General features: G+C 54.8%; 13 protein-coding genes and 3 pseudogenes. 10 read left to right on the plus strand and 6 right to left on the minus strand.

Annotation, left to right across the window (positions count from 1 at the left end):
• The first annotated feature begins 163 nt into the window (after positions 1 to 163).
• The 3 genes from nodL (at position 164) to HFO99_RS23730 (ending at position 3,715) form a co-directional block, all read left to right on the plus strand.
• Positions 164 to 736, plus strand: coding sequence for a nodulation O-acetyltransferase NodL (gene nodL, locus HFO99_RS23720; protein WP_222277174.1), 573 nt, complete (start codon positions 164 to 166; stop codon positions 734 to 736).
• Positions 737 to 1,325: 589 nt separating this feature from the next.
• A complete protein-coding gene (gene glmS, locus HFO99_RS23725) occupies positions 1,326 to 3,152 on the plus strand; it encodes a glutamine--fructose-6-phosphate transaminase (isomerizing) (protein ID WP_222363973.1) in 1,827 nt (608 codons plus the stop codon).
• A gap of 77 nt (positions 3,153 to 3,229) precedes the next feature.
• Positions 3,230 to 3,715 (plus strand): MaoC family dehydratase, encoded by a 486-nt coding sequence (locus HFO99_RS23730; protein WP_138386457.1) that lies wholly within the window; start codon positions 3,230 to 3,232, stop codon positions 3,713 to 3,715.
• 737 nt (positions 3,716 to 4,452) lie between these two features.
• Here the strand turns inward: HFO99_RS23730 and HFO99_RS23735 are convergent.
• Together HFO99_RS23735 and HFO99_RS23740 are read right to left on the minus strand one after the other, a co-directional pair.
• Positions 4,453 to 5,310, minus strand: a complete 858-nt coding sequence (locus HFO99_RS23735) for a calcium-binding protein (protein WP_138386458.1) — start codon at positions 5,308 to 5,310, stop codon at positions 4,453 to 4,455.
• A 316-nt stretch (positions 5,311 to 5,626) separates the two neighbouring features.
• A pseudogene (locus tag HFO99_RS23740) lies at positions 5,627 to 5,868 on the minus strand (SfnB family sulfur acquisition oxidoreductase); the annotation flags it as partial.
• A 919-nt stretch (positions 5,869 to 6,787) separates the two neighbouring features.
• Here HFO99_RS23740 and HFO99_RS23745 point away from each other — a divergent pair.
• Positions 6,788 to 7,438, plus strand: a complete 651-nt coding sequence (locus HFO99_RS23745) for an outer membrane protein (RefSeq protein WP_222363974.1) — start codon at positions 6,788 to 6,790, stop codon at positions 7,436 to 7,438.
• 496 nt (positions 7,439 to 7,934) lie between these two features.
• Positions 7,935 to 8,678, plus strand: coding sequence for a helix-turn-helix transcriptional regulator (locus HFO99_RS23750; RefSeq protein WP_151519972.1), 744 nt, complete (start codon positions 7,935 to 7,937; stop codon positions 8,676 to 8,678).
• 758 nt (positions 8,679 to 9,436) lie between these two features.
• Here the strand turns inward: HFO99_RS23750 and HFO99_RS23755 are convergent.
• Positions 9,437 to 10,024: a phage tail protein gene (locus tag HFO99_RS23755; protein ID WP_261323298.1), complete on the minus strand. Its 588-nt coding sequence runs from the start codon at positions 10,022 to 10,024 to the stop codon at positions 9,437 to 9,439.
• A 120-nt stretch (positions 10,025 to 10,144) separates the two neighbouring features.
• Positions 10,145 to 10,840, minus strand: a complete 696-nt coding sequence (locus tag HFO99_RS23760) for a protein rhiA (protein WP_168291012.1) — start codon at positions 10,838 to 10,840, stop codon at positions 10,145 to 10,147.
• A gap of 556 nt (positions 10,841 to 11,396) precedes the next feature.
• On the opposite strand from HFO99_RS23760, the gene HFO99_RS23765 reads away from it, so the two are divergent.
• From HFO99_RS23765 to HFO99_RS23780, 4 genes and pseudogenes are all read left to right on the plus strand, one after another.
• Positions 11,397 to 11,963, plus strand: a complete 567-nt coding sequence (locus tag HFO99_RS23765; RefSeq protein ID WP_168291010.1) for an acyl-homoserine-lactone synthase — start codon at positions 11,397 to 11,399, stop codon at positions 11,961 to 11,963.
• Positions 11,964 to 12,273: 310 nt separating this feature from the next.
• On the plus strand, positions 12,274 to 12,432 hold the full coding sequence (locus HFO99_RS23770; RefSeq protein ID WP_168291008.1) for a hypothetical protein: 159 nt from the start codon (positions 12,274 to 12,276) through the stop codon (positions 12,430 to 12,432).
• Positions 12,433 to 12,505: 73 nt separating this feature from the next.
• Entirely contained in the window at positions 12,506 to 14,098 is a 1,593-nt protein-coding gene (locus HFO99_RS23775) for an asparagine synthase-related protein (RefSeq protein WP_222363975.1), read from the plus strand.
• Between the two features lie 65 nt (positions 14,099 to 14,163).
• Positions 14,164 to 14,466: pseudogene (locus HFO99_RS23780) on the plus strand (integrase core domain-containing protein); the annotation flags it as partial.
• A 295-nt stretch (positions 14,467 to 14,761) separates the two neighbouring features.
• Here the strand turns inward: HFO99_RS23780 and HFO99_RS23785 are convergent.
• A pseudogene (locus HFO99_RS23785) lies at positions 14,762 to 15,490 on the minus strand (IS6 family transposase).
• 388 nt (positions 15,491 to 15,878) lie between these two features.
• Complete coding sequence (locus tag HFO99_RS23790) at positions 15,879 to 16,049, minus strand: hypothetical protein (RefSeq protein WP_221970387.1); 171 nt, start codon at positions 16,047 to 16,049, stop codon at positions 15,879 to 15,881.
• A 275-nt stretch (positions 16,050 to 16,324) separates the two neighbouring features.
• Here HFO99_RS23790 and HFO99_RS23795 point away from each other — a divergent pair, with 275 nt between their 5' ends.
• Positions 16,325 to 17,146, plus strand: a complete 822-nt coding sequence (locus HFO99_RS23795) for a Zygote formation protein zyg1 (RefSeq protein ID WP_221970388.1) — start codon at positions 16,325 to 16,327, stop codon at positions 17,144 to 17,146.
• Positions 17,147 to 17,544: the final 398 nt, after the last annotated feature.

The following is a 17,544-nucleotide window of genomic DNA, read 5'->3' on the forward strand; positions in this document are numbered from 1 at the left end:
CGACTAAAGTTGACGCCTCATCCTTTTCTGCCACGAACAAGGAGTGTTACTATCAATTCCACCTCCGCCTGCGTCCGATATCGTGCCAGGTGCCAGCTAGCTTGATCGCGAAGTAGTCGCACTCAAGTACCGTCCTCCCGCTAACAAGATCTGAGAAGTGACGATGACACGCAGCCAAAAAGAGAAGATGCTGGCAGGCGAAATGTACAACGCAGCGGACCCCGAGATCCAAGCCGAGCTGCTCCTCACCGGGGCTTGGCTGAAGCGCTATAATGACACGCTGGGCGACCCCGCCGAGCGGTGGCATGCGCTCCTTTTAGAACGATTGGGAGCAGTCGGGCTTGGAGCGGTTATTCGTCCTCCGTTCCACTGCGATTACGGGTTTAACATCCGGATCGGAGCTTGGGTCTACATCAATTACAACTGCGTCATTCTTGACGTGGCAGCGGTAACTATCGGTGACGGAACCGCAATAGGCCCTGCTGTGCAGATTTACACCGCGGACCATCCACATGATCCAGAGCAGCGCCAGGCTGGACTGCAGTTGGGACGGCCTGTCAGCATTGGTAGGCACGCCTGGATTGGCGGTGGAGCAATCATTCTCCCGGGCGTGACAATTGGCGATCACGCTGTCGTTGGCGCTGGTAGCGTGGTCACGCGAGATGTTCCTGCAGGAAGCACGGCCATGGGAAATCCAGCTCGGGTCAAGGCTGGGGGACGCTTGCCGAAATCATAAAAGCAGGCGTTGGGGCAATCCGGTGGTAAGGGGTCGTTTCTTTACTTGTGCGAACGGAACTTCTGGGCCGCCATGGCCCTTGCGGTTCCAACCGTCGGCACTTTCACTCTGACGCAAACCTCCTTGCAAATGCGGCTGGGCAGTCCTGCTGACCGATTCGTGATCGCGTTTGCATGCAAAGGAGCAATTACGACTTAGGGTCAACCCGCAGACACATACCGCTTCACCTGCAGAAAACGAATTGCCTTTCAGTCCGTGCGCACGATGAAAGACAATTGGTCGTGTCGAATGGACATGCGCGCGGCATGTCGTCGGCAAATACCAATTCCTGTTGGCTCGAACATTTTCAGAGGCAGGCGCCCAACACCCGGGAGCTTATCAGTCTGCACTTTGGAGAAGGCATCATTCGCTGCGTACAGCGTCAATCGACCCTACTGAGTACAAAGCATCCATGACGTGGATGATAGCTATCGCAACAATCAATTTTACTAATCTGTGTAGAGTTATTAGCACGCGCTGGAGGACACGCACCGAGCGGCGTCCGCCTTCCTGATTACGGTCGGGGGCTCTTGGGACATGGGTGACGAGCATGTGTGGGATTGTTGGCATAGTGGGACATAGGCCCGTGTCGGAGCGGCTGATCGAAGCCTTGGAGCGGCTGGAATATCGCGGCTATGATTCATCCGGCGTTGCTACGATCTTCGAGGGAGAATTGCACCGACGCCGTGCAGAAGGCAAGCTCGGGAACCTCAAGACGAGATTGAAGAAAGAGCCCCTGAGCGGCACCGTCGGCATCGCCCACACGCGCTGGGCGACGCATGGCGCACCGACAGAATGCAACGCTCACCCGCACTTTGCCGATGGCGTAGCCGTTGTTCATAACGGCATCATCGAAAATTTCTCCGAGCTGAAGGACGGATTGGCGGAGGTAGGGGCCAAGTTCCAGACCGACACGGACACCGAGGTGATTGCGCATCTCCTGACGAAATTCCGTCGGGATGGCATGGGATGCCTTGAGGCAATGCATGCCATGTTGAAGTGCGTCAAGGGCGCCTTCGCTCTTGCCATCCTGTTTGAGGATGATCCCGCGACCATTATGGTAGCGCGCAATGGGCCACCATTAGTGATAGGCCATGGCGATGGTGAGATGTTTCTAGGCTCCGACGCGATCGCTCTTGCTCCGTTCACCAATGACATCACTTATCTGCACGATGGCGATTGGGCTGTTGTAGGCAAAGTGAGTGTCCAAGTTTTCGATATCGAAGGCAAAGTCGTTACGCGCCCGCGGCACATATCGATTGCTACCGCCGACCTGGTCTGCAAGGGCAATCACCGGCACTTTATGGACAAGGAAATCCACGAGCAACCCGAGGTCGTCGCCCGTGCTCTTGGTCACTACATCGATGTCAACGAAAATCATGTCATAGCCATTGCAGCCGACATCGGATTTGCCAGGGTTGAGAGCCTCGCAATTTCTGCCTGCGGCACTGCATATCTAGCGGGGCTGGTTGGCAAATATTGGTTCGAGCGCTACGCACGGTTAATGGTTGAAATTGATGTCGCCTCTGAATTCCGCTATCGCGAAATCCCGTTGTCTCCGCGGTCGGCAGCGCTCTTCATCTCTCAATCTGGTGAAACGGCTGACACGCTTGCATCGCTGCGCTATTGCAAAGCACAAGGTCTGAGAATAGGCGCTGTCGTCAATACCCCAGAATCTACTATTGCCCGCGAGGCAGATGCCATCTTTCCGATCCTCGCCGGGCCAGAGATCGGCGTTGCTTCTACCAAGGCATTTACCTGCCAGCTTGCTGTTCTCGCTGCACTTGCCATCGGCGCAGGCAAGGCGCGGGGCACAATCGCGGACGACGAGGAACAAGCGCTCGTCCAAAGCCTGGCGACGTTACCAGGCGTTATGCGACGGGTGCTGAACGACATCAAGCCGAAGATCGAGCTCTTGTCACGGGAATTGTCGCATTATCGCGACGTGCTCTATCTCGGCCGCGGCACGAATTTCCCATTGGCCATGGAAGGTGCGCTGAAGCTCAAGGAGGTTTCCTATATCCATGCTGAAGGCTATGCGGCAGGAGAATTAAAACATGGTCCGATCGCCCTGATCGACGAAAATATGCCAGTCATCGTCATCGCGCCACATGATCGGTTCTTCGACAAGACTGTCTCCAATATGCAGGAAGTGGCCGCCCGCGGCGGCCGCATCATTCTGATCACAGATGAGACGGGAGCTTCGATGTCGAAACTCCCCACCATGCACACTATCGTATTACCCAATGTCGAGGAGATTATCGCGCCAATGATCTTTTCTCTGCCGCTGCAGCTTCTTGCGTATCACACGGCGGTGGTCATGGGGGCAGATGTGGACCAGCCGCGGAATCTAGCTAAGTCAGTCACAGTCGAATGATTGTGACGATTGATTAGATCGCAACTCGCCTCCGGGAAAATCCACGACTTGATCAGACATCAAATAAGTGAGGTCGAATGCACGAACTTTCGCTCGCCGACGTGCCGTCGCGAATTGGCCAGGAACTCGGCAAATCCGAATGGATCACCGTCGATCAAACTACAATCGATCTCTTTGCCGATGCGACACACGATCATCAATTCATCCACGTGCACCCGGAACGCGCTGCAGTCGAAAGCCCGTTTGGTGGCACTATCGCTCATGGCTTCTTGACACTCTCGCTTCTGTCGGCGATGAACTTCAGCGGCATGCCAAGGATCCGCGAGCAGACCCTGGGCCTTAACTACGGCTTAGACCGGGTGCGTTTCATGTCACCGGTTAGGACCGGCAGCCGTGTGCGCGGCCGCTTCGTTCTCTCTGAATGTCAATTTCGCGGCGCAAGCATGCTGGTGACCACCTATGAGGTGACGGTCGAGATCGAGAACGAAAACCGACCGGCACTCACTGCCAATTGGATCACGATCATTCAGTTTGACCCGAACGACAGGCCTAAAGGGATTTGACGCCAGCCTGCCCCAGTGGTCTACGGATACACCGCCATGGACCTACGCGCTGTTTTGCATTAAGCGTCTGTTTTCCTTTACAGTCGTGCCTTGCGAATGCCTATTGCTTTCGGCCGGTTGATTAGACTTGCGCCGCAAGCAAAGCGGCAGACTGCATGATGCGCAACATCTTGGAAAGCGTTATCAGCGAGATCACCAGGCTCGTTCAACGTAAATGATTGTTGAAGTAACGGCGGTTACTCATTTCCGGCCGAGCAGATCACCGAAGCCTGTCGCCAACACCAGTATGTTGACGACAGCACTGTCAAGCGCAATGTAAACCTTCCTCGACGGAAGACGCACCGCCAGCAAAAGGATGTGACCGCGTGGACCCCTCGCCAAGCAGCCATGAAACGGGACGTAATCCTGCTAAGGCCCTCAACGCAGACTTTCACTAAGATGGAATTGCTTCGCGGGCCTGTACAGAAAACGGATGCTACGCAGGCGCCGCTCCTGATACACCACGCGGGTCATCAGCAGCAGGGCCAACTCCGCCAGCATCTCACGATCCTCTCGACCAGGGTCACGTCTTTGCGGTTTAAAAACGCCGACACTGGACAGCACGCGACCGGCCATTGGACCTTGTTCACGTGCCGGTGCATTCGATCAAAAAAATTTCGTCGTTTCCATTTTTCCGTACTGCGCCACGTTGGAAAAGAGAAGCGCCCCAAGGGTGGAACGCTCCTCGGGTCTTCGAATTAAATGAAGCCGAAATTTTCCCCCGTAAACGAGGTAAGATCTGACATGTCGTGCAGATTGTCGACATGAGCGAAGGCATGCGCGTGGTTCGCGGAATCGACATAGGCTAGTGTCGCACCGTGAGTTTTGCCATCCTGACCGAGAGTTTTTTCATCATAGTAGACAATGATGTCACCGCGGGCTTCCCCGTGAATAGCGGTCGCGGCGGCGGAGCTAGACGTGAACCCACGATCTGTGATTACCACAACGTGCTCACCGTGCGCGTTCGCGGCCTTGCCATTGTAGAAAGTGTCCACAAATTGGCCTGGGAAACCCTTCGAGTGGTTGATGAAATTTGCGCCAAACAGATCCCCTTTACCGAAGTGATCGGCGTCCATGACAAAACGGTCTTGCTTCGGGTCGAAATCTTTCACAGTCGTATAGCAGTGCGTTGTTCCAACCATAGGATCGTGGAACCGAAACACGAAGGCGTCAGCGTCTTCGCCGCCAGCCAAAACATCTGCGCCGTCGCCAGCCACCAGAGTATCCTTCCCGTCATCGCCGTGGAGCCAGTCGTCGCTCTCGCCGCTATGTGGTATTACGCGGTGCACTTCGAAGGGGTTGAAGGCGGCGAATGAGCCGTCGCTATACAGGAGGTCGTCACCATCACCAGCATGGATAGCGTCTGAGCCATCCCCGGCCCAGATGATGTCATGGCCGGGACCGGCCTCGATCATGTCGTGTTCGCGTTCAGCCCAAATCAGATCATCGCCGCCGCCGGCTTTGATCCAGTCATTGCGATTGAGTCCATAGATTGTGTCGTCTTCATCGGATCCATTAATAATAAAGGGGCTTTTATCAGTGCCTTTGATCATCATCACATATACTCCTTATGAGGCAGCCGAAGCTGCCAGCACCCCTTATGTTTTCTAAGAGCCTATTAGTGAAATCCATTGATTTGATCTGAAGGATTTGAATGATGGATGCCGAAGTGTTTATCTCCGGACGACTGTGCGCCCTTCGTAGATGGCCGGCAGAATATGAAAAAGACTTAGGGCTATGACAATCGGCGGCCAAGCAGTGGCAACAATGTCCGCGACACCTCGTTGACGAAGGTGAAAGCTTCCCCCTCGTATACGTTGCAGACAAATCTGCAGAGCACCTGATCTCAGGGTGCTTTGCAGATCGAAAACCTCAGCTCCAGGCATGGAGCGGTGGCTTCTCGCCATTCAGGAAATACTTACCCAAAATGGCGTACTTCCAGCGGACCGGGTCATGCAGAGTATGGGTGCGGGCGTTGCGTCAGTGGCGATCAAGCCCGTGCTCTGCAAGGGTTGAACGCGTTCCTGCCAGCTCGAACAACTTGTGGCCGCAATCGCGATTTCGGTGGAGAGTATCTTCGCTTCGGCGGTAACGATCTGGGCTTCCGCAACCGTTCAGGAAGAACAAATTGGCGATGCTGATCACCCGCAGGAACAGCGCAGAGATACTGGTCGCGACGACGCCGTCAATGTTGTGAATATCCTCAAGCCGACCCGACGCGTCCCTATGACACGCTTCTCCACCAACGGTGAGCCCAACACGGCGGGGTGGGAGTCGGACGGGGGTCTCACCCATCACTCGCGAGTTGCCCAGACGGCTGAACCGGCCTCGGGATCGGGCATCGCACCGCGGGTCGGCAGCCGCTCGGCCCCACCCATCGGCTGACCGACGATCATATCACTGCGGATTACAGGCTCCTGGACCAGGAGTTGCAGGGACGCTCTGCGGATCTGGCCGCCCGGACGAGCGTCGTGAATTTCTGTCGTGGCACAAGCTCAGCTACAGTCGCGCTTTCGTTGTACGAGCCTAAGTTTGTTGGCGCGGCAAATGCTTGTGCCACCAGCTGGAAAATAAACAATAAAATATTCGGAAATATATTTCCGTATAGTTTTCCACTAAATGGTGAGCTATCAATGCACTACCGTTCTCTGGCGTAAGATAAACAAATATATTATTAAATATATCCTCTGCGTCTCTTGTCTTTAATCGGGCAATTGTAGAGAGTCGACTTATGAAAAAGGTATGACCATGCTGAAATATTCAACAGGCGAAGGGCTGTCGCAGGGAGGAACGTCGGGGGCTATGGTCCAGGAGATAGGCTCCGGCACAGCAGGGACAACCCCTCCTATGTCCCAAAGAGCGTCGGGTCGACACAAGACCCAACGGACGCGATGCGAAACTTGATCCAGTCCAGCGATCTGGCTTTTCTCATGGAAGCTCATGATGCCCTCTTCGGGGGTCAGGCGGGGTTTGCAGACCTTTGGGCGTCCAGCCCAGCACCGGATGTTAGCTTCGCTCGTTATGGAGTTATATATGTCGCCAATTAAAAGAAAAATCTTCTCCGTAGGCGTCTCGACCCTGATGGCATGCGGCGCGTCGGCGGCCGATCTAGCTGACCACAGGGTTCCGAGCGCGCCCTCTTATGGCGCACCGGGAACCTTCTCGTGGACCGGGGCTTACGCCGGTCTTCACGGAGGTGTCGCGGCCTCCAAATTCGGCCCGTTTAACAATGATCGCGCCCCAGCAGTGGGCGCTCAGGTAGGTTACAATTTCCAGGCCGGATCGGGCGTTTTCGGCGCAGAACTCGAAGGCTCTTACATGAACAACGAAGTGCGTGTGCCCGGCGGCAAGGTGGAAAGCCGCTTCCGCGGTGCCGCGAAAGCGAAGGCTGGCCTGGGCTTTGACCGCACTTTCGTCTACGGCACCGCGGGCGTCACAACGACCGAGTTCGAGGGCCGCCACGCCGCATCCGGATCGGACATGTGGAAATCCGGACCGAGTAGCTGGAAAAAGGGCTACCTCTTCGGCGGCGGCGTCGAGCACGCGTTTTCGGGTGGCGTGTCGGCAAAGATCGAGTACAACTACGTCATTAACAACGCCGTCCCGACCACGAGCGGAGGCATCAGCTCGAAGTCCGACCTCAACGATAATGTAATTGAAGCGGGCCTAAACTTTCGCTTCTGACGAACTCGTCTGAAGCATTGAGCAAACCCAGATACAAGGCAACCGCCAGCGCGATCGGCCATGCTTTGAAAAATGCCGGCCTTGAAATCATCCATCGATTGCCGCTTCAGCTTTTCGGCAGTAGCACTCAGAATCATCGGCTCGCTCCACAACTTTCGGAGCGGCAATCTCTCTTCCCATGTCAACATACCGTTGAGCGCCAAAATTTGCGACAGGCCCTGCTTCGAAGTTGTCAGTCGTCTGCCGCACGGTTCCGGGTGAATGCGTAGCTATGGCGATCGGGCTGACGCACTCGGTTAAAATTGACGGCTCGAACTGTTTTTAGACGAGCGGCGCCAAACGGTTTGCCGAGGACGATCCCGCCTGGAAGATGCGCTTTTTGGTTGTATGCATCAAGGGTATCTAATATGGTTTTCAGAGTTTCGCTGCCCACGGAACTGGACACTCACTGCTTAGATGTGAGGAAGTTAATCTTGCGCCGAACCGGGAGGTTGTCGTGAAGGAAGAATCCTCAGCGGTCTCGAATCTGGTGTTCGATTTCCTGTCAGAGTCAGCCAGCGCAAAGAGCAAAGACGATGTGTTACTCTTACTTGGAAAAATTTCACAATATTTCGGGTTTAGTTATTTCGCGATATCCGGCATCCCCTCGCCTACTGAGCGAATTGATCCCTATTTCGTTTTGGGCAATTGGTCAGTCGGGTGGTTTGATCGCTATCGTGAAAACAATTATGTCCACGCCGACCCCATAGTGCATCTTAGCAAGACATGTGATCACGCATTTGTTTGGTCGGAAGCTCTGCGAGATCAAAAACTCAATCGGCAGAGCCGTCGTGTCATGGATGAGGCACGCGAATTCAAGTTGATTGACGGCTTCAGCGTTCCTTTACACACTGCCGCTGGGTTTCAATCGATTGTCAGTTTTGGAGCGGAAAAGGTAGAGCTCTCAACCTGCGACCGAAGCGCGCTCTATCTGATGGCGGCTTACGCGCATAGCTTGCTCCGCGCCCAAATTGGGAATGATGCCAGTCGAAAAATTCAGGCCTTACCCATGATCACAACGCGAGAGCGCGAAATCATCCATTGGTGTGCCGCAGGCAAAACAGCAATAGAGATCGCAACGATTCTCGGACGATCCCATCGAACCATTCAAAATGTCATTTTGAACATCCAGCGAAAGCTCAATGTGGTTAATACACCTCAGATGATTGCCGAAAGCTTTCGTCTCAGAATCATTCGCTGAAGCATATGGAGTTTTCGGCCACTTCAAAGATCGGGCCTGTTGGATCCCGACAGCCATCATGATCAGATAGTAGCCCCGTTGAAATGCAGAGCTAGATCTGCGTCTGAATTGATAGACAGGCGCAACACAGTCTTCGGTAGGTCGAGCAGGCAGCATCGATTGAGGTGGCTGCGAGGACGTGCTTTGAATTTGTTTCCCCAGAAGTCGTCCAACGACCGCCTACCGCCAGACGGCCCCCCCGAATTGACCAGTCGCGTCTTTTGGGGTGATCCCCGACAGATCGCAGTGGTTGGCATTTTCTGGTCGGGCAGCTTGGATTAGCCGCGCACTTTTAACCGGCGCATCTATCATGCAATACGCGTTAAAGCGTGCGGGTAGCCCTGGCGTTGTATTCGCCTGGTTGCCATTTGGCCTGCAGTTGACGCTTGCCCCCTCCAAACGCCCCGTTGGATCCACGGGCTCACCGCTGAAGTCGCATGTTTTTCCGGTTGACGTTCCCGGATTTCCAACGGGGCCGGCAAGCGTGACGCCGCGGATCACAACGCCAGTTTCTACGGGCTTCGCCGCGACCTTGCCTTTTTGATGCTCCTCAGCCGCGGCACCCTGCGGCAAGGTGAAGGTCAGAGCGAAAGCAGCTAGGCACCCGAAAGCTCTCAAAGTGGCAGTCATTAGGCTTCTCCTCTTTTGCCGGCCGGCGAGATGTCACTTCCGGACCGAGATCTCTCAATTGCATGAAAGGACCTTGCGCCCCTTTCAAGTTATCGAAACTTGATCAGGTAGTTCACGGCCACGTTCTTAGGACGAGTCTCAAGAGCTGTGCGTGCCGGATTTTCCGGTAAACCTGTCAATTTACTTGAAATGGAAGTTCCGGCGGCACCGCCCTGTTGCGAAATTCCCGCCGGCGTCGTTATCTCATAGGGATGCGCATGAACTTGCATAGCATCGCATTGGAGTGATCCAACAACATTCGCAACATTATTGCCAGTTGGATCTAGCCGTCGTTTCGCGTCAGGGTCCATACCGGCACCGGCATCGAAACCGCGCAGGAACAGCCCACGGTAGTCTGGAATTCGAAATTCCAGATCGGCCGTGGAATTCCGCTCTCCATAGAGTCCGCCGAGAACGGCATAGAGTTCTGGATAAGCGGCAGCCCTAAGATAACGTCCGTCGCAAAGCATCCATCCCTGGGCTTCGACGTAGCTGATCGGAGCTTCCGCATTTGTACCCGCAGCCACGCCAGAGCTTGCGCAGGGTGTGTTGCTCCAGATTGTATTGACCGAGCGCGAGGTAGGGGCAGCTTGCCCCGCAAAGGGACACACCGCACCGATTGGAGGCCCTGCAAACATCTTTGGTTCCTCGGTCAAATTGATGTGTGAGGGAAGGGATGCCAATTATCAGCATCAACAGGCACTCCCCTGCATCAGCTCCGTCCTGACTGGCGGAGCTGATGCCAATTCACCTTGCCATCAAGCCGGGTTGACTTCCCAGGTATTGTCCTCTTGGAGCACACCTACGAGATTGAAGACGGCAGAGGGAAACTTGGCTTCCCTGGTCTGGGTGATCGTGTCGATACTGAGCACCGAGCCGATAGTCACATTTGTTCCCGCCGCAATCCAATAACTCGGAGTCGGCGTGAACGTGTGGATCAGATTGGTGCCCGCTTGTGCCACATAGGTTCCTGTTCCGGACATGCCGATGCCCACGGAGAACCGGTTGTTTGGCACATTGGCAGCATCGTTGATGACCAGTGATCCTGCAGGATCGCCCTTGATCGGCGCGGTCAGGCCAGGTCCATCATTTAATGAAAAAGTAGTGGTGTTTCTCCCGCTGGGGCTGCAGTCCTGCACCCCGGAGGAAAGAAATTCCACGCCAGGAATCAGGTGTCCCGTGTCGCTCCAAACAAAATTATAGGCGAGCTCCCAAGTGAATTTGATTTGATTGCCAACCCGAATTTGATACGGAGAGCAGAACCATGCCAAGGAGAAGACATTGGCGACAGGTTGAGGCATCTTTTGATAGACATAGAAGGTCCAAGGTTGCGCCGATTGATTCTTCAATAGCAACGAATATTGCGTTCCTTGGGCAAGCGCCGCGCTTCCCGACTGTGATGCACGGGCATGATCCGCCATTTCCTTGTCTACGTAGCTGACATGCAAGGACATTTGATTCTCCCTTTCCGCTGATTTTCTATCTTCACGCCAGGACGATCCAAACGTTTGGACCGCTCCTTGGCCCAGCTCCAACTGAGGCGAGTGTTATTGGAGACACCAATTCAGCTATAGTCATTTCTGGGTGACGTAAATGAGTAGATATACTCCCTGACAGACCACCACGAACCCATAGGCATGCCCCCGAGACCCGGGGCGGTAAGAGCGGTCGAAGCTTATTTGGTCGGTAGCAGATAAGCACGCCCGAGATGGTTTTCTAACGTGATCCCATCAACGAAAAGCGGCCTGAGAGGCGGCTTGATCGAGTCTTAGGCGTCTTTGGTATGCTCTGCAAATTTATTCTAGCGGTACGGGATGATGGCATTCTTAAGCCCGTATTGGCCGATCTTTCCGTTAACGCCATTTCCCATCCGCGCGGATTATTTGATTTCAAACCATGTTAGCGCGACGAACGACGTTAAACATCCGCGACCTAACTCAGAAATGAGTATTTCTACTCATTTTGAAGGACAGAAAGATCGCGCATAGTGATCTCCGGGGGCAGGGAGCGATGATGAAGATTTGCATTGGGAACTCTCGGGCTAACGCCGTGCTCATGGAGAAAATCTGGCGATTTCGACACCAGCAATTTGTGGAACGACGTGGATGGCAGGCATTACGCAAGAGTGATAGACGGGAAATAGATCAGTTTGATCACGATTGCGCTATTCATTTTAGCGTTCTCAAGAACGATGCGGTGATCGGGTATTCTCGGCTCCTTCCTACGGTGCAGCCACATCTTCTTTCAAGCGTCTACCCGCAAATCATGCGGGGCCAAAAGTGGCCAAGGTCGCACGACGTTTTCGAATGGACGCGGTGGGCGGTTGCAAGCGGTGACGAAAGGATTGACGGGGTTCGCGTATCGCGGGTTTTAATGATCGGGTTGATGGAGTTTTGCCGCGTTGCCGGCATCACCTCGCTTATCGGCGAGACGCACCCAAAGTTGATAAACTCCTTGCGCGCCAACGGGTGGCAAACACACATACTCTCAGAGCCCAGCATTTTCGAAAACGAATTAGTCGTGCCACTCGAAGTCATCCCCTCGTCCGCCCCGCAGACGTTGAAGGCAACTAGCTAGCATAGGAAATTCCGCTCGATGTTTGAACCTTATGGCTCAGGAAGTATTGGTCACCAATTCGCCGCCAGTCCGGCTCATAAACGCACACAAGTCCCCGCCTGCATTTCTTTTGCACAAGCGGTGCTACATCACAATCGATGCTGGGGCCAGAGAGCCAGTCACGTAGCCGCCCGGATCGATTGCAGCCTAATGATTCCGCAGCCTATGCCACCCTAGAACGGCATAGGACAGTCAGTGCACCTCAGTCACTCGCGTCATTGGCATCCCTTTAGGGAGACGGCGAGGAAAGCAACCAACGGAGAGTCAAAACATGGAAACGACAACCACCCGCAAGCCCGTTAATCTCATCGCTAGCGAGTTGAGCGTGTTTGCCAAGGCGCCGCGCGTCGGACCGACCCCTTCGACCACAGAGATTGCTGCCATGATCAAGGGGGGCAAGCCGGGCGACATGGACAAACTGGACGTTTAAGTTTGATCCGTGTGACCGTCGCCAAGGCGGCGGTCACCGCCCCTTTAGATTTTCATCAACTAAGCGATCACCGATGTTCAAGGGAACGATTGACCGAGGTCATCTCGAGTGCGTGGCTGAGCCCCCGATGTACCCGCCGCCCTACCCCAACATCTCTATCCTAGACCATCCTTTGCTCGAAAGCTTCCGGTGGGACACCACTGATCAAATCATCCTGATCTGCCGCGAGCGTTCCGCCGAAGCGAATGGGCAGCTTGTGGCACTCAGGGATTGGTCGATAGAACGAGCGGAGGATTTCTGTGCCTTTGGGCAATGGCCATTGGACTATCAGACAATTTCGATCAACTGCCATTCTGGCACGGTGACCTTCAGCGCCGGACATGGAGGTGTTGCGCCACTTTATCTGAAGGTCAGCGGCGAGCGCATTGATCTCTCCTGGTCGATAGCGGACTTTTATTCGGGCATGACCCTCGCCGACGTCGACACCGACCGAACTGGCCTGCGTCTTGTCGGCACGCTCCCCTATGCAACAACGACGATGTTTCACGGTGTTTTCATGCTGACCGAGCGCGCGTCGCTTTGCATCAGCAGGACCGGAGCCGTCGAGACGAAATATCCCCCTCCGGCACCGTATTTCATCCCGACCCCGCTTGTGGATGAGGCCGATGTTGCAGCCGCAGCATGCCGTTTGATCGACACCCTGCTGCGTCGCTGGCCGCTCACGCCCACCCTCACGGCTAGCGAATTCAGCGGAGGATTGGATTCGGCAGTCGTTGCCGCCATTTTGGCTGGGCAGCATCCTGACGCCCTGCAAACCTATGCCTTGGAGGTCGAGGGGCCAGCTCGAAGTCAACAGACTTCGCGGCGCGAAATAGCAATCGAGCACTTTGGCTTCCACGACCAAACGCTGCGTGTTGACACGATACCAATGATTCCGTGTGGGTTCGAAGTGAGTAGCGACTACGTCCCCGCTCCCTACAATGCCGATCTGCAGCGGCCCCTCCATCAACTATTGAAGTCGCTCGCAACAGCCTCAGCCCCGCGGGCGGTCGCAACTGGTACAGGCGGTGATGAGTTGCTTATGGCCCATGCTTTCGAGCAAAGTCACGACCAAATCGCTCGTAATATTAGCGATGCATTCCTTCCTGCGATCCTTCCCTCCGCCATGACGCTGGTGCTCAAAAGCCGATTGCCCGACTATGCAGCATGCTGCGATCGGGCACCCTTTCCTATTCTGCCGATCTCGGTACTGGAGGCACACGCCGCGCGGGCTCCTTTGTTTGCGAGCCATGGCATATGGCCAATTAGCCCATTCGCCCAGCCAGAAGCCGTACGATTTTATCGGAGTTTGCCTTTAGCCTGGAGGCACGAAAAGGCGCTGCATCGCCGGATGTTGGAACGGCTTGGATATCCGAAACGGTTCTTTGGCGTTTCTATAAGAGAAAATTTCGAACACTATCTGACCGGCTCGCTGATTATCGGTGCTAGCGAGATCACTAATCAATTATCCCGTCGTTGCCTGCTGCATGAACTGGGACTGATCGATGCTGACCGGCTGATCGCCACAATAGACGACATCCGATACGATTCTCCGATTAGTGAACTCGGCTTTATCTTCCACGCAATTAACGTTGAACACATGCTTCGGCGAATTGATGGAACTTGAAGGAGATCACCCGCTAACGCAGCGGGGATTTCAACATGCCGGCAATTAGGTCCCTTACAATTCGGAAGCCAATGCAGAACGGCTATGTCGAGAGTTTCAACGGGCGCATGCGCGACGAGCTGCTCAACGATAGCCTTTTCTTCGGGCCTCGATCATGCCCGAAGCGCCATTGCTGAATGGGCGGACGATTACAACCGCTTCCGGCCACTCATCGCTCGGATACAAAACCCCAGCAGACTTTGCCGGGACCATCGCCGCAACCGGCTCCAACGCTGCGCAAGATGAAAACGTCGCGTTTCCGCCGGTTGCTCACACCGCGCCAATTGGCGTATTTCAAAACCGCCGGGGCTCTAGTCGCCGCTGGATGAAAGTTCAGTGGCAGGTCAAGGGTACACGCCGAATCGTCGCCTTCCTGCAATGTCCGCCCACGCTGCGATCGCGATACCGCTGAGTGGTCTAGCGATGACCGAGAGCAGCATCGTTGTGCCGGGGATTCCCCGGAAAAGTCTCATCAATCATCACGGTATGACGTCACAACAGGTGAAATCGAAGAACTCCAAAATATTGTCGAGGACAGCCGCTGCAAGCACATCCGGGATATGGCGCAACGATGTGTTAGAGAAGTAAGCGGTGTTCTATTCCCACGTAGGCACTGTAAAGTTATCAGCGGACTGATTCAGAGCCGGAACGGCTGTCAGGCTGCGGCGACACACGCGATTTTGTTCCAGATTTACATGGCGGCGTTACGCAGGTCTCGAGTTGAGCCGATGACAGCGTATTGCATGGAAAGTGGAACAGGTTGGCAATCGGATCATGGATGGAAACGAACCGCTGAAGCTGGCGTGCCGACTTGAAGCGTTTCATGGTCCTTTCGCGTCGTCGGGTCGGCTGGTGCGAATTTTCCGCGATTATTGAAGCCTTTGTGCGACCGGTGTTCGACACCGGGCATGAGGTCGCGCCTAGTGGCATCATAGGACCGGAGCTTGTCGGTGATCATGACCCGTGGTGTCCGCCCTTGAGCCTTCGGCAACTTACGCATCAGACGCTTTGCCGCCTTGGCATTTCGACCGCTTTGCACCAGTACGTCGAGGACGAAGCCGTCCTGATCGACGGCACGCCAGAGCCACTGCTTCTTGCCATTGATGGCCACCACACATTCGTCGAGATGCCATTTGTCGCCAGGCAGCCCATCTCCCGGGCGAAATGCCGTCCGAATTTCTCCGCCCAGCTTCGAACGGTCTGATGCGTGACGATGATACCGCGGGACGCCAGCATATCCTCAACCATGCGCAGGCTGAGCGGAAAGCGAAAGTAAAGCCACACCGCGTGCGCAGTGATCTCAGCGGGAAAGCGGTGGCGACGATAAAGCGGATCACGAGCAACTTCTGACATCGCCCATGTACGCACATCTTCATCAGCCGTCGGTTAACTTTACGGTGCCAGCAATAGTACTCGGTGATGACGTTCGCCCCCGGCGCCGTCGAATGGCCTCAATGCTCAAGAATGTTCCCCTCATTGCAAATCGCCGCTGCCCGCCAGGTCTCGTGCTTGCGCTGCCTGGCAGCGACGCGGAAAAATGGCCCTGTCTCGACTGAAACGGTCTCTCCGCGTTCCCGGCAAGAGATCGCCACGGAGGGATCGTCAACGACCTTCGAAATGCCGCCGCAGCGGTATTTTTCGGGTAATGGCTTATCGGCTTCGATGAAGCGAATGATTGCTGAGCACACAGGCGGAAAGCTCCCACCACAGGCGTCATTTTCTGATTGATGTAGATCAAGGATCAGTTGCCGTCTTCGTGACAGTACACGAAAGCCGGCCGTGAGGCGGTCATCTTTGCATTGGGAAAGGCATCATGAATCACGACGGAACGATCATGGTCGCGGTCGCGAGGGAAAATCACAGCGGAAGCATTCAAAATCGCCTGTGCCTTCTTCTGATTGATGTAGATCAAGGATCAGTTGCCGTCTTCGTGACAGTACACGAAAGCTGGCCGTGAGGCGGTCATCTTTGCATTGGGGAAGACATTATGAATCACGACGGAAACGATCATGGTCGCGGTCGCGAGGGAAAATCACCGCGGAAGCATTCAAAATCGCCTGTGCCTTCCTGGTCGTCGGGCAGCTTGCTGGCAGGGCCGGCGCATGCTGTCGACGCGTGGAAGCCGGCGACCGGGGCTCGGAGCTGCGTCGCACATCAAAGCAGCCGACATCGAAAACGGACTCTGCAATGGATTCGCAAGCGACTTTTGACGACAATGTCCGCACATTCGTAGACGCTGGCACCGCGGCCCTGAAAGGGCATCATTTTGTCTCTGAGGAGCTGAACAAAAAACGGCTGAGACCGCTTATCACGCTCCTGGCAACCGCTGATGGTGAGCCGGAAGGCGATAAGGAAAAGGGTGTCCAGTTCCGACTGAACCAGACCGGTAATATCTTCTACTCGATGTCCAGTCGCGAATTGCAGGGCGAAACAAAGAAACTCTTTGACAGCGTCACAGTACTCTTTGCGGCGATGACGAAGGCGCTAGCTTCAAAGAACAAGACGATCTTCGACTACGACGCTTGGAGTAAGATCATCGCCAAGTCGGGGTATTTTACCGAGGTGCAGAAGTTCCAGAAGACCCTGTCTATTAAGAGCGGATCGGTGACGATTGATACACAGGTAATTCAACAGCTCATCCCGGGTCTAACGTCCGGCAGCTCGTTGGAAATCGCCAAAGGGGTGCTGAATGCCCTCAACGGCGAATTCAAGACGGAAGGGGCGGTCGAGAAGACAAAGCTCGCCCATATCCTGTTTATCTGCGAAGAGCTTTTCGGCGCTCCGACTGTCACCGTACGTCTGTTCTTTGCTTCCCAGGAATCGCACAAGGCGATGACCTCCACGCCCTGCCACAAGACAACCTCGGTTTCTTTCGAGCAATTGCAGGAAGCCAATACCTTCCTGTTTGTCTCTCCTCGCACGATCGCCGAATTCGCAGGCATGTTCGGGGACTTTCCTGAAGAATACAACAAACTGATCGAGAAACTCTCCGGATACGTCGACGGCTAACCCGCTATCGGCGCAAGTGTTCAGTTTAAAACAGGAGGAATAGAACTCATGAAATATTATTGCTGGATGCAATACTACGACGATGACACAAAAAAACAGACCAAAAGTTCCGAAATAAAATTCGCAGACAAGCACAACCACTCAGCCACGCCAAGTGACAAGGATTGGGAGGATTGCCTTGACGATCTTGTCGACAAAGTGAATCGTCTGAGAGAGGCCCCGTTGGCCGCCCTTAGCAGTGCTACGATTGAGGCCTCCGCCGAAAAGAAAACCCGGTCCGCGCACTAGCGGGCACTGTGCAATTGTGCTGGGGGGCAACCCCCTGGCACTCCTTTCGTCATTCACATCCTGAAACGAGCATACAAGATCGGCAACCTCAGCAGGCGCCATGACAGAGT

Source organism: Rhizobium leguminosarum (assembly GCF_019798305.1).
Classification (GTDB): Bacteria; Pseudomonadota; Alphaproteobacteria; order Rhizobiales; family Rhizobiaceae; genus Rhizobium; species Rhizobium leguminosarum_U.